This window comes from Acetobacter oryzifermentans (genome assembly GCF_001628715.1).
GTDB lineage: Bacteria > Pseudomonadota > Alphaproteobacteria > Acetobacterales > Acetobacteraceae > Acetobacter > Acetobacter oryzifermentans.
The window spans coordinates 193457-206314 of the sequence record NZ_CP011120.1; the positions used below are offsets into that span (position 1 = coordinate 193457).

The window sequence follows — 12858 nt, forward strand, 5'->3', positions numbered from 1 at the left end:
CTTATGGTTTTCCACCCGGCTCCACCATAAACAATGTCGGCTTTCCGGAAATCGCAAGTGTCAGTTGAATAACTACTTTTTGCCTATCGCGACCGTTTACCAACAGTCCACCCCCCAAGCCGTCATAGACTACGTCTTAAATTGAGCGTCGGATACCTAACGGCTTCCACTGTCTGTCTGAGATTCTCGGTCGCAATGCCTGAAAGGTAAGTCGTAGCCCCCTGACTTTTGTGACTGGATTCATGGCCGAGCAGAGCATCAATCCAGAGTTCTCTGAGGTCTCCGGTCTGATTGCGCAGACGGGTGGATACCGTGTGTCGGAAACTGTGGAACGTAATGGCAGCGGGAAGGCCAATCGTTGTTTTGAACTTCGAGAAATTCCGGCCAAAGTCGGTACCACGCGGCCCGCTTTGGGGTGTTTTCAGTTCCGAGAACAGGAATTTCTCGCCGTCTTTCCTGAAGTCCAGAATGCCCCAGTCCAGCAAAGCGCTGTGAATGGGTACATTACGGGTGCCTGCTTCTGTCTTGGGTGTCCATTTATCTTCGGGGTGCGGGCGGATAAGGAAACACGGAATGCCATCGACCTCCTGAATATCCTCATTCCGTAGATTACAGATTTCTCCCAGCCTCATCCCGCTATAAGCGGCGACCAGTGTAATCCCTGCAAAAGTTGCCTGCGAAATGGTGCTGCATGTCCATGCCGACGACGAAAGAAGGGCGAGTTCATCGTCTGTCCATGCTCTGCGAGGATTCCGTTTGGTCAGGTCAAAGTCCCAGTTGCTCCACGGGTTCTTTTCAGCAATCTCGCGGCGGATAAGCTGGTTCCACAAGGCTGAAAGACGCATGAAGTGGTTCTTCACGCTCTTGCCGCTCAATGTCGGCAGGTCAAATTCCTGCGCCCGCTCGACTTCAGCGTTTAAATCCATCTCCTGCTTGCCTTTGGCGTAGGAGGCGGGGAGGGAGAAGAGCAGGTCCCGAAACTCCCCGGCAAGACGTCCGGTAATCTCCTGAACGGGTTTATCGCCAAAAGCCTGAATAAATAGCGACACGGTGCGGGTGGTTTCTTTCTTGGTGGCCTCACTCTTCTGGTTGTCTGCCAGCACGGCAAGCTGAAAGGCTTCCGTCAGGCGCGGAGAGGTTGGGACAACAGGAGACGGTGTAGGAGATGCCAATTGATGGGAAGGTGGTACTGCACCCGGGGCCTGAGACAAAGCTGGGCCAGTCTGAAACAGTTTGACCAGTGTGTCATGCAACCGTTCGATTTTTTCGATCTTGCTGGCAAGACTGGCCTTGTCCTGCATTTTTCCGGTGATCATGTCCTGACGCAGCGTGATGATATGCTGTTTCAGCCGTTCCAAAGCGTCTGTAGAGTAAGTGAGGAAGGCTCTGGTTTTGAGCAGGTCTTCATAACGGGTCATGCTGGCTGTGTAACGCTCAATCTTGAGCTGTTCTGTGGTATTCCGTTCGGTGGTCTCGATCACCTCTTCCTGTCTTTTGATGATGTCTTCATACAGCGCCAGAAGGTCGTCTTTGGTGATGGGCTTGTCCTGAGCTGAGTCAGTCATAGTGCGGGCCGTCCTGAAAAGCGCGCTGGTCTGGGCATGGAGGGCCATGGCCGAGAGGCGGGCTTCTGATTTGTTCCCTGTTTTGAGGGAAATCCAGAATTCAGTTTTGCCGAAGAGGGGGCGCAAGGCAACGGGAACGACGCGACGGAAATGATAGTGGGTGCCTACGAGAGCCAGCATTGAGAACTTCTCCAGTTTGGAGAAGGACTGTGGAGAAGCGGGTTTACACTTCACCGCTTTCAGTGTTTCTCAATAAAATCAACATGTTAAGGTATGCGAACTGCGGGACTCGAACCCACTGAAGTAAATCGTACAATCCATAACGTATTGTTTTAAAACAACATTCTGAACGCTTGTGTGAAAGTGTGTGTAAGACTTTGTGTGGAATCGGTCAAGGCTTTTGATTGTGACTAACGAGGAGCGATATCAAGCGTTGAATGTGGCAATATGCCACCCTTCGATGTGGCGTATCTGGCTAGAAAATAGCAATTTACTTTTAGACCTGCGTTGCACGCACATGTAGTAATACAAGGTCTTCTTTCTGGGTGGCCAATTGTTACAGTGTGTGCTCTATCGAATGCATGGCTATTCGAATCGTTGAGTTTTTTGGTTACACTCCAGGGAGTTCCGCAGGGAAAGCGTTCGCTGATCGCAAGCACTGTCCCTTCGTTGATGATTCTTGCCTAAAGCCTAGACATGGAGCGTGTACTCTTCAGGCTCTTAAAGATGTCGAAGCGGTTATTTGTTGTCCGAACAGACTTTACGCGAACAAATTTCGTCTTCTGAACGATATTGGCCAAATAGCTTTTGGCGAAGACATCCAGATCATAACTGCAAAAGAAGTTAAAATCCGACTAGCTTCAGGGGCGATGACCGGACACGAAGTGGTGGCATTTGGAAAATACTGGGGGGGCGAACTTCCTCTTCCCAAAGGAAGCAAAAGTGACACAAAAAAGGTCTCTGGTTCCTATTATATGGACTGGATTTTAGCGAAAGTCAGCACGGATGGAACAGTAAACGAACTTACAGCCATAGAAGTCCAGACAATTGATACAACTGGAAATTATTCAGCTCAGTCCGAGGCCTTTTTCCAAGGATTGCCCTTCGTCGACGCACAAGGGCGTAACCCAGGATACAGTAATTCAGGCTTTAACTGGGAAAACGTCAATAAGCGCATTCTTCCTCAGGTTATTTACAAGGGACATGCTTTAAGACGAGAGCCAAAATGCACTAAAGGTCTTTTCTTCTGTTGTCCAAGAGCTGTTTTTGAGCGTATCCGGGATCGCTTGGGTAATTCGCTCCATGAGTATCATCCATCATCTGGAACTATCACTTTTGTCAGTTATTCTCTTGACGAAGATGCCATTCCCAATCGCCCTTATCCCCTTTCCTTAGTAGAGACCTTCACGACGACGGTGGATCAGGTTTGTCTTGCGTTCAGTTCACCGCAAAATCTCCCACCAGCGTCTGTTTACGAACAGGCGATCAATGCCAGCTTACGCAAATAAACGTAACTCCGGAAACTTTTCTGGTTTTTTGGTTTTTGTGATGCGTTTCGTTGTAGCTTCGAAGGGGAGTGCTTCAGCGATCGCTTTCCCCATCAATGGAGGAACCGCGTTTCCTACCTGAACAAATTGCTCCGTCCGGTTTCCACTAAATACAAATGTATCCGGGAATGATTGCAGTCTGGAGGCCTCCCTTACGGTGAAACTACGGTTCTGCTCAGGATGAATGTAGGCACCCCAATGAAGATCGCATTTGGTCAAAATGGTGCAGGAAAGATCATCCTTCCTTGGGCGTCCATACCGTTTCGTATGATCGCTTCTCTTCGCTCTTTTCATTCCGGCTGGCAGTAGTTCAAACGGAATATCTCTCCATGATCCGCCTTCAGGAATGTGCATCATCCGTTGTACATTAACAGCCGACAGTCTTGGAGCGGAATGATTGGCCACCCGCACAACTTTTCCTCTCAGAATGCTCTGGTAGGTATTTTTCGGCTTGCTCCGATAGCGGAGGCCTTCGGCGGATTCACCATTTTCGAGGACAGGAAGATCAGAAATCGCATCCCATATGGTTACATACGGCAATAGGTCTGGACCATGTGTTGGCTTAGGAAATCGAATTAGCTGATCCGTCCGGGTGGCTATAAACACCATTCGACGGCGTGCTTGCGGAACCCCATAGTCTTCCGCTTTAAGCACTTGCATCTCTACCCGATAACCAAGTTTACCCATCCCACGTCGTATTTCTTCGACAATGGCACCGTTTGCGATACTGGTGATGCCGGATACATTCTCCATCACCAACCACTTAGGTTTTAGACCAGAAACAATTCGCAGATATTCCCGAAACAGACCGGCTCTGGGATCGTGGACTCCCCTTTGATGGTTATAGACGGAATATCCTTGGCAGGGAGGACCTCCCACCAGAACATCAAGTTCACCAGGGCGCAGGCCTGTGCGGAAGAGTAGAGTCTCTGCACTTACATCTTGGATCGGACCGCCCAGAAAAATAGCTTCAGGGTGTGTCCGGACAAATGTCTCCCCGGCCTTTATATCGATATCCTGGCCAGCAAGCACCCTAAAGCCCGCCTGTCGGAAGCCCTCACTTAGCCCCCCGGCTCCACAAAAGAGATCAATTACTGTCCCACGCATAGCGTCACTTCATCCCGGTCTTATATGGGGGTATTAGCCCTATGAATCTTACACATTTACCGGCAATCATGCATAGATGCAAAATAGGAACACAACAAGAACTTTTTAGTCAAAAATTCCGAGCCTGCGGGCTGTTTGAGTAATCTTGGACGAGCCTTCAGGAGAGGTCATTGTAAGCTTTTATTCATTAATACAAAATCTTAAGTTGGCTGGTCAGTGTCTTTGCGACTGCATACACTCAGGTATGTTCTGATTTGACAGAGTTCTCATTAAGAATACGGTAAATGTGAGTTTTTGAAATCCCCGTTTGTCGCATGATTTCAGCGACACCAAGACCCTGAGCCTTCAGGTCTCTCACTCGATCATGGTCATAAGATTGTTTACGGCCCTTATAGACACCTTCCGCCTTGGCTTTGGCGATACCTTCAAGCTGTCGCTCCCTTCTCAATTCAGTCTCAAATTGAGCAAAGACACCAAGCAGATTCAGGAACATTTTTCCTACAGCGTTGGATGTATCTATGGTAACGGGCCGTTCTGGGCCGCCTTGATTATGCGGCCTGTCTGTGCGGTGTATTCAGGGGTTGCCAATTCCATGGCAATAGTTCGTGGAGCCGATTGATCTTGTGCTCGTTGATACGGGCCAGGACGTCGGCGAGGTAATCGTGCGGGTTGATGCCTGAGAGTTTTGCGCTTTCGATAAGCGTCATGGCATCAGCGATGTTGTCGCCCCCGGCGTCTGAACCGGCAAACAGATAGTTTTTCCGCCCGATGCATACCGGTCGTATGGCCCGTTCGGCAGGATTGTTGTCGATGGCAACACGACCATCTTCGAGGAAGAGGGTAAAGGCTGCCCACCGGTTGAGCGCATAACGGATTGCTTTTGCCAGTTCCCCCTTGCCTGGGATACGGGCGAGCTGTGTTTCGCACCATGCGTGGAATGCTGTGACACGAGGGCGGCTTTTTTCCTGTCGGACAGCCAGACGATACGGAGCAGGAGACCCGGTGAGCTGCCGCTCGATATCGTAGAGTTCCCCGATCTGCTCGAGTGCTTCCCTTGCGATTGTCGAATCACTGCCCTTCCAGACATCATGGAAGGCCCTGCGGAGATGAGCCCAGCAGGCCGCTTCGCGCACATGCACGGTTCCCGTTGCATCGGGTTTATACAGATCCCTGAACCCCGCGTAGGCGTCAGCCTGCAGAATGCCCCGGAACTGTGCCAGATGGGTCTGGGGATTGATCCCCTTGCGATCGGGAGAGAACCAGTAGGCCACGGCGGGCGGATCACTCCCGCCCCAGGGGCGGGGATCGCGCAGATAGGTCCAGATCCGCCCTTCCTTCACACCACGTGGTTTACCAGCCTGGCGCAGACGGGAATCAAGAACCTGGATGGGTGTATCATCGGCATGCAGCAGGTCTGCCCCAACGACATCCTGACGGATCAGATCTGTGAGAGGACGCAGAACGGCAACGGCCTGACCACACCAGTCGATCAGGGTTGAACGGGGAATGTCCACACCCTGACGGGAAAAGATCTCATTCTGACGATAAAGCGGAATGTGATCATCGAATTTTGAGACCAGGATATGGGCCAGCAGCCCGGGGCCAGCCATGCCCCGTGGGACAGGGCGCGACGGTGCTTCAGGCTGTACCATTGTTTCGCAATGACGGCAGGATTTCTTCAGCCGTGCCGTTTCGACAACTTTCAGTTTTGCCGCAATAAAGTCCAGTATTTCGGTGACATCTTCGCCAACGAGGCGTAGGCGACCGCCACAGGTGGGACAGGCCTCGCCCGGGTCGAGAACAATACGCTCCCGTGGTGTCGTGTCGGAAACCTTTGGTTTGCCGCGCCGTCTGGGGGAAGAGACCACACCATCGCTGTCATCGTGCTCCCTGATGTCAGGAGAAGGATCGGCTGCCGCGATGGCGATTTTCACATCTTCAAGAAGCAGTTCGAGCTGTTCAATCTCACGGTCTATCTTTTCTGAACTGGCCCCGAATTTCTGTTTCTGAAGACGCGCGATCCGGATTTTGAGAGACTGGACAAGAGCTTCATACGCACGGGCTGAAGCGGAAAGCCGAGCCACTTCAGTCTGAAGGGAAACAATCATTTCCCTCAGGATATCTGGATCATCAGGCAGGACCGCGGGCGCATGCGTCATTATGAAAAAATAGCAGAAAACCCAATAAAAGACAAAAGGTTCTGCACGATCACGCCATAAAAATCAGGCCACGCGAGACGGTGGCGCAGACCAGGAAGGTCGTCTCCACTCCATGCCTTCCCACAGCATGGCCATCTGTGCGGCTGTCAGGCGTGCAACGCCATCTGCCGGCGAGGGCCATGGAAAACGTCCTTTCTCAAGCACCTTGTAATAAAGGCAGAACCCCTGACCGTCCCACATCAGAAGCTTGATCCTGTCCCCACGGCGACCACGAAAGGCAAAGAGCGCTCCCGATGTCGGGTTCTGACGCAGCACGTCCTGTGCCAGTGCAGCCAGACCCGATATCCCCTTGCGCATATCCGTAACCCCGCAGGCCAGATAGACGCGCACACCGTTGCCCACGCCAATCATGCTGTCTCGGCAATCCGGATGATCTTCGCCAGAAACTCTTCTGCAGGATGTCCACTCACCCTGATACTGCGGCCATTACGCAGCATAATGGCCAGCCCTTCATTATCATCGCCAGAGACCAGAGCAGGTGTCTTCACTGCAGCGACAGGAACAAACGCCACAGACTGATCCGGGGAAGACAGTCTGTGGCGGAAAGACGTCCGCCATTGGTAAAGATGTTGACGGGTCAGGTCATGCCGACGGGCCACATCCGATACACTTGCCCCGTCCACACCAACTTCAGCCAGTATCGCAAGCTTGCGTTCATCCGACCAGCGGCGACGGCGTTCAACGCCAATCAGGATTTCTTGAGCCATAGCTACCTCCCAAACAACGTCAATAACGACGTCGTTAACGACGGTAACTTACCAGTCACAATCCTCACTCATAAGGCGGTCTCAAGCGGCCGCTTACTATCTATGGGTTGCTGAGTGCAAATCAATGATATTTTTTTATCTTCCAGGTATCTGACAATGTCCTGCAAATCGCTGATTGATCTGGCGAGCCTGTCGATACGAGTAACAACCAAGGAATCACCGGCCCTTAAAAACTGAAGCAAAGTATCCAGTTCTTGCCTTCCTTCCCGGCTGGTTCCAGAGACCTTTTCGCCCCGGATAATTTCACATCCTGCTTTTTGGAGTGCTGTTTCCTGTATGGTCAGGTTTTGGTCAGATGTGCTTACTCGTGCGTATCCGTATTTCATACCTTTCGTTCCTTATGGGTTATAGGGATGGCGGGACTAACCGTTCCCTAATTCCATTATAGATCCTAAAGGCACATAATACCGGGGTAGGGGGCTATGTCCCTTTAGGGACTACCTAAAAGAAACATATAAAATAATTTCCTTAAATACTTTTAGTTAAAAACTGAAAAATTTTATAAAGGCTTTCATTCACATTATTTAATTCCTCTTTAACTGTCGATATATCAGAAACATCGCAGGCTGAACAAATTTTACTATTTAATGAATCTCTGTATCGATTAATATTCGTCAGCAATTTTTCATTTTCCTTGGTAAATTTATCATTTTTGTTTGTGAAAATAGCTATACAGATTACTGCTCCAAGAAAAACAAATGTAAAATTATCTATTATTTGGATAGATTTAGAGCACACCATAGACGCCTTCAAATTATCAACGTCAGCAAAAGCCATCTCACGGCAGGAATAAAATACGAAATCAAAAAAGCTTATATCTCCGGTCACTTGGAATTCTTGAGGAGAAGCCTTCCAAAGGTCGTAGTTCATTATTGACATAGAAAATATAATGCAGAACAGAAGATAAATAAATATAGATATGTTAAATATCAGTCTAATATTCTGATCCTTATATTTGTTAATGACATTTGAGAGAAATGAATAAACTCCACTGGTCATAATTGCTCCACCAAAGGTAGAGCTAACTATTTTTTTATGGTTAATTATTATTATTTCGCCTTCTGTTTCTTTATACTCGTCTTCGAACATTTTTGTACCTTCCAACCTATTGGTCCAGAAAGAAAGAAGTCGATCAAAGGTTTTATAAAAGAACGGGGTTTTTATCGAATCTATAATTGCTCTAATGTATGAAACGGCCAGGAACAAAAAAGCAAAAACCATGGATATAATAGATGTATATTTATTATTGTGAGTAAATGCGAAAGCTATAGATAAACAGAAAAACAAACAGTTAATAATTCTATATTTTAGGCCATCTAAAAATGATACAATGCCACCAAATGCTGAAAAAAGGAAAAAATACCAATCATTTTTATGTATTATTTTTAGTATATTAAAAATAAAAATAAATGGGAAAAATAAAAACTTCAACACAAGTAAAGATAGTTCTATCGTTCCATATTTTAGGCTATAAAAAACGGAAATAAAAACTAGAAATATAAATTTATACTCAAAGGCGCCAGATACTATTGGAATGTTTTTTGATATAATAAAATAATCGATGCTGAAAAAAAGTACGTTTATTATTTCATAAATCCAAGCAAGACCTATAACGTAATACATAAAAAATCCTAATAAGATATAAATTATTTTCTAGAAATACACAATATCATGATTTTAGCTACAATTTCATCAGGTAATGGAAAATATTTTGTCCCAAAATCACCTGTTTTTGGAATATGCATTATTTGCATGTCATGTGTTTAATAATGCATAGCTGATACAGAGGTTATGGGACGGCTTTCAGGCTGTTCATGGCTCTCCATGCTGTCATACGTGATACCTGAAGCAGTTCACTGACTTCACGCGAGGAGAGTCCTCTTTGCTTCATGGCGCGTGCCAGAGCCGTTTTTTCAGGCGATAGAGTGGAACGTCTTCCGGGGCGTTTTCCCTTGGCTCTGGCGACATCCAGGCCAGCCATGATCCGCTCACGAATAATGTTGCGTTCAAACTCCGCGAAACCAGCGAGAAGCAGAAGGAACAGGCGACCACCAGCGCCTGAGGTATCAATCCCGAGGTTAAGAATACGCACAGCAATCTGCCGTTTTTTCAGTATGTCTATTAAAGAAAGAACATCCACGGCATTACGGCCAAGCCTGTCGAGTTTCGCAACCGTCAGCGTGTCACCTGCCTTCTGTCGATGAACCAAACGGCTGAGTTCTGGTCTCTGCTTCCACGATGTTGCGCCTGAAAGCGTCTCCGTAATGATGAGGTTGGATGGTATCCCTTCCTTCTGGAGATCGATGGTCTGGCTGTCGGTGCTCTGTTTTGTCGTGCTGACTCTGGCATATCCATATCGTGTCATTGTTCCTCTCCCTTATTGATACATGATTTTGGTATCCGTTCTCGTGTTTGGATGCTTAGGGAGAAGTGTAACAAAAACAGGTGTTTAAGGGATAACATCCGGTGGATTTTTCCGGGATTTCCGGGGGTGTTCATAGGATGGAGACATGACAATGACGATGAAATCCCGCCAGTTTCCGCCTGTTTGGTAGCTTCTTATGGATATTGAAGTCATAGGCCAGAAATACTGGCTCTACGGAATCCGGGGAACTGTAAAAGATGTCCAAAAATGGACTTCAACGTCTGTACAGTCCAGCGGTGGCTCCCTTCAGAGAGTAGCTGACGGCGTTTATCATATGAACGCTCCACAGATTTCCAGCACGACGAATCAACATCAGGAGTTCTGGATTGTTTCGGCAAGTGGGCGAGAGTGGAAGGTTGCAGGTAATTATGATGTCAGGGCAGGACAGACTGCCTTTGTGATCTGGGGAAACATTAAGGGGAATAACAGCGGGTATAATCTCGTAATTAAGAATGATACTACAGGGAGCACGTGGACTAACGCGGATAGTCTTCATGGAAAAATCAATCGCTCTGGTACTGGAAATCTCACATTTCGCTATTTGATAGCCATGGTGATTGGGGTCTTATTCATCACGATTACAAGTCACCCCAGATATTATCATGATGGAGCAATGTATGTGGGGGACATTGTTGTACCTTGCATCATGTGGATTCTATTTATGATGGTTATCGGATTTTTCCATTTAGTTCGTAAAATTAGAGCAAATCAGAAAAAAGCATTGAGCGAAATTCTCAATGTAATCGACAAAAATCCTCAATTCGTTAAATCATTGGAAGCCTAATGAAGAAAATCATGCCCATGGCTCTTATTGCCATGCCTTTGCTGTTGTGTGCCTGTTCGACTGCATCAGGAGGCACACAGGCTCTCAAGACAGCCACGCCAGAAAGTCTCAATCAGACCATTCATGATGGGGTCACGACTTCTGACCAGATAAAGGCTCTGTATGGCGCACCTGAAGATGTCAGCTACACGGATAACGGAAGTGAGGTCTGGCATTACCTGTATGAGCAGACAGGCAACAAGATTGCTGATGCGTCTTTGTTAGACCCTACCGGGATATCCACATTCCTTGGTAGTAAAAGCAAGAGTCACAATAGATCACTGATCCTGCTTATCAAGAACGGAATAGTTGTTAAGCACACCTTTAACGACGCAAAGAAAACAGTTGGAACCGGAATTTTCAGGCAATAAGATGATAAAGTATATAAAATACTCAGGTTTTGTATGTGCATTAAGTTTGCTGACGGCTTGTAGCGGTGGGGAGCCATCCAAAGATGAGATCGCGGATTATTTTATTCAAAAAAATCTGAATCTGGCGTTTATGTTTCAACACCCATCGACTGAACAACGCGCTAAATTTATTGAACAAATAAAGAAAGAGTTAGATATACAAAGCTACGACTGTAAGGCTGTTGAAGGGTTTCAGAAAGTCTGGGATTGTAAAATAAACATCATGGCCGAAAACCAGCCCCAAACCGCCACTGTTCGTTTCAATCGTGATGAAAGCGGAAAAATACACGGGCAAGAGTAACGCTATAGAGATATTTTTATAAAGTCACAGGATAAAAATTTTATCCTGTGATTTTAATCAGAAGGTAGGGATTCATCATGAGAAGATGCTGTAATCGTGCCTTTCCTGATATCTTCGGCCATTTTGTTAAGCATCGCACTTGTTTGAACTGACAGTCTGTCAGGAATGTTTATCTCCGCATTCTTTATCTTGGTGATAAGATCAATAAAGTGATTCACGGAATGCATATCCATAGATTGTTTTCCAGTTTTCATGGCAACAATGGATTTCTCGCTGTTCCTGTCATTTTTAATCTTTTCACGGATAGCCAGTTCCAACCACTCACCAATGGTTATTCCAGATTTTTTGCATGGCTTGATGCACCAGCCCTGACATCTTGGGAAACACCTCTTATAATCCATGGAGTATGAGAAGTTTTGTCTAAGGCTTCTTTGTCCTGTTTTGAATCTTTTTGTATTTGAATGCCTTGTATGTTTTTATCCTATAAATTTTCTTAAAGAGAATTATAAAATACAAAACATGATTTCATATTTTTTGTATGATTTCGTGTAGTGCGTATCAACACTCAGGGACTACATATGGTCAATTTTGTAGTGAAAACATGGAAAATTTATATAACTCAGAAGCAAATGCCGGATATTGTATGATGGAATCCATCTGAGGCACTACATATTGTATTTACAGGTGATCAAAAAATAATCACAAAAAACTAAATAAAAACATTGTAATATTACAAAAAATATAGTATAAGAATTTTTACCGGCACAAGAGACCGGGAATATTTGGAATTTATGAAAAAGGAAAATGTTACACGCATTCAGTCAATGATTGACCGGATTAAAGCTCCTGATTTTGATCTGTCAAAGTCTGATAATTATATTAAAGAAATTAGCGAAATATGTCCTCTTCCAGAAGCAGTTGAGATTCTTCGATCACTTCGGGACAAGGCAATTTATGAAAAAAAAGATCAACCAACAAAAGCCACTCTGAACTGTCTGACACATATTGTTGGCTGGACAGTATTTCCGGCAGAAGTGCAGGCGCATTTACGTAATGTTTTATATGAATTGAACAAGCTTGATGATGATTGTTCTATTCTGGTTAAGGATTTGATGGAGCGTGGACGGTATCAGGTTCGATCAACATCCACAGGACAAAAATATATAGAATTCTGTCCAAGAACGGAGGCTGACTCAGAAAAAATATCAAAAGCCAAGAGCCTCCAGATACGTATGAAAAAGTTATCTGGCATTATCGTCGGTTATGATGATTCATTAAGAAAACTTCCAAATCCAGAATATGGATATATTTTTTCTGATCGTCCCAAAGCTTCTCCTAACCTGATTATTACGAATGAAGACCCTATGGAATTTCTTTCCCGCTGGATTAGCGAGAATGGAAGATTTTAATGGGACGTAAACCCATATTTGAGAAACCCATGACACAGGTAGAACGTAACAGGCATTATCTGGATAAGTTGAAATCACGGGCCAAAAAGAATATCTCCGGAATTGAGCTGGTAGAGAATAAGAAGGATGCCGATAATAATATATTAAATTCATATCGGTATAACCCTGGTGTGTTAAGTTATTGAATAATACGAATTCCTGAAATCTGTTATAATATGAAACCTGTATTATAATAGTATTGCCAGGCGTGGACTACGTTGACCCGTTCCACGGTTCACTCCGTCC

The 12858-nt window shown here is 46.0% G+C and carries 14 protein-coding genes and 1 pseudogene; 5 read left to right on the forward strand and 10 right to left on the reverse strand.

Annotated elements, in window-relative coordinates; translation table 11 throughout:
• Positions 1-122 precede the first annotated feature (122 nt).
• A complete protein-coding gene (locus WG31_RS15975) occupies positions 123-1745 on the reverse strand; it encodes a site-specific integrase (RefSeq protein WP_063353326.1) in 1623 nt (540 codons plus the stop codon).
• Positions 1746-2146: 401 nt separating this feature from the next.
• Here WG31_RS15975 and WG31_RS00850 point away from each other — a divergent pair, with 401 nt between their 5' ends.
• On the forward strand, positions 2147-3073 hold the full coding sequence (locus tag WG31_RS00850; RefSeq protein ID WP_063353327.1) for a NotI family restriction endonuclease: 927 nt from the start codon (positions 2147-2149) through the stop codon (positions 3071-3073).
• Here the strand turns inward: WG31_RS00850 and WG31_RS00855 are convergent.
• The 8 genes and pseudogenes from WG31_RS00855 to WG31_RS00890 all read right to left on the reverse strand — a co-directional run bounded on the left by WG31_RS00855 (position 3062) and on the right by WG31_RS00890 (position 9570).
• The gene (locus WG31_RS00855) at positions 3062-4219 is read right to left on the reverse strand and encodes a DNA cytosine methyltransferase (RefSeq protein ID WP_063353328.1); all 1158 of its coding nucleotides are present in this window, start codon (positions 4217-4219) and stop codon (positions 3062-3064) included. The two genes, WG31_RS00850 and WG31_RS00855, sit on opposite strands and share 12 nt — an antisense overlap.
• 238 nt (positions 4220-4457) lie before the next feature.
• Positions 4458-4712: a helix-turn-helix domain-containing protein gene (locus WG31_RS00860; protein ID WP_082823099.1), complete on the reverse strand. Its 255-nt coding sequence runs from the start codon at positions 4710-4712 to the stop codon at positions 4458-4460.
• 55 nt (positions 4713-4767) lie between these two features.
• Positions 4768-6378 (reverse strand): IS66 family transposase, encoded by a 1611-nt coding sequence (gene tnpC / locus WG31_RS00865; protein WP_063353329.1) that lies wholly within the window; start codon positions 6376-6378, stop codon positions 4768-4770.
• Positions 6379-6441: 63 nt separating this feature from the next.
• Positions 6442-6789: an IS66 family insertion sequence element accessory protein TnpB gene (gene tnpB / locus WG31_RS00870; RefSeq protein ID WP_020944072.1), complete on the reverse strand. Its 348-nt coding sequence runs from the start codon at positions 6787-6789 to the stop codon at positions 6442-6444.
• Positions 6786-7145, reverse strand: coding sequence for an IS66-like element accessory protein TnpA (tnpA, locus tag WG31_RS00875; RefSeq protein ID WP_063353330.1), 360 nt, complete (start codon positions 7143-7145; stop codon positions 6786-6788). Before tnpA ends, tnpB begins: the two co-directional genes overlap by 4 nt.
• Positions 7146-7240: 95 nt before the next feature.
• Positions 7241-7531 (reverse strand): annotated as a pseudogene (locus WG31_RS00880) (recombinase family protein); the annotation flags it as partial.
• A gap of 142 nt (positions 7532-7673) precedes the next feature.
• The gene (locus WG31_RS00885; protein WP_063353331.1) at positions 7674-8828 is read right to left on the reverse strand and encodes a hypothetical protein; all 1155 of its coding nucleotides are present in this window, start codon (positions 8826-8828) and stop codon (positions 7674-7676) included.
• A 166-nt stretch (positions 8829-8994) separates the two neighbouring features.
• Complete coding sequence (locus WG31_RS00890) at positions 8995-9570, reverse strand: recombinase family protein (protein WP_063353332.1); 576 nt, start codon at positions 9568-9570, stop codon at positions 8995-8997.
• Positions 9571-9766: 196 nt separating this feature from the next.
• On the opposite strand from WG31_RS00890, the gene WG31_RS00895 reads away from it, so the two are divergent.
• From WG31_RS00895 to WG31_RS00905, 3 genes are read left to right on the forward strand one after another with little or no spacing between them, the layout of a single operon-like run.
• Positions 9767-10414, forward strand: a complete 648-nt coding sequence (locus WG31_RS00895) for a hypothetical protein (protein ID WP_063353333.1) — start codon at positions 9767-9769, stop codon at positions 10412-10414.
• Positions 10414-10824 carry a hypothetical protein gene (locus tag WG31_RS00900; RefSeq protein WP_063353334.1) on the forward strand — a complete coding sequence of 137 codons (411 nt, stop codon included), beginning with the start codon at positions 10414-10416 and terminating at the stop codon, positions 10822-10824. Before WG31_RS00895 ends, WG31_RS00900 begins: the two co-directional genes overlap by 1 nt.
• Position 10825: 1 nt before the next feature.
• Positions 10826-11164, forward strand: a complete 339-nt coding sequence (locus tag WG31_RS00905; RefSeq protein ID WP_063353335.1) for a hypothetical protein — start codon at positions 10826-10828, stop codon at positions 11162-11164.
• A 53-nt stretch (positions 11165-11217) separates the two neighbouring features.
• Here the strand turns inward: WG31_RS00905 and WG31_RS00910 are convergent, their stop codons facing one another.
• The gene (locus WG31_RS00910) at positions 11218-11481 is read right to left on the reverse strand and encodes a hypothetical protein (RefSeq protein WP_157884465.1); all 264 of its coding nucleotides are present in this window, start codon (positions 11479-11481) and stop codon (positions 11218-11220) included.
• 474 nt (positions 11482-11955) lie between these two features.
• On the opposite strand from WG31_RS00910, the gene WG31_RS00915 reads away from it, so the two are divergent.
• The gene (locus tag WG31_RS00915) at positions 11956-12573 is read left to right on the forward strand and encodes a hypothetical protein (protein WP_063353337.1); all 618 of its coding nucleotides are present in this window, start codon (positions 11956-11958) and stop codon (positions 12571-12573) included.
• The last annotated feature ends 285 nt before the right edge of the window (positions 12574-12858 follow it).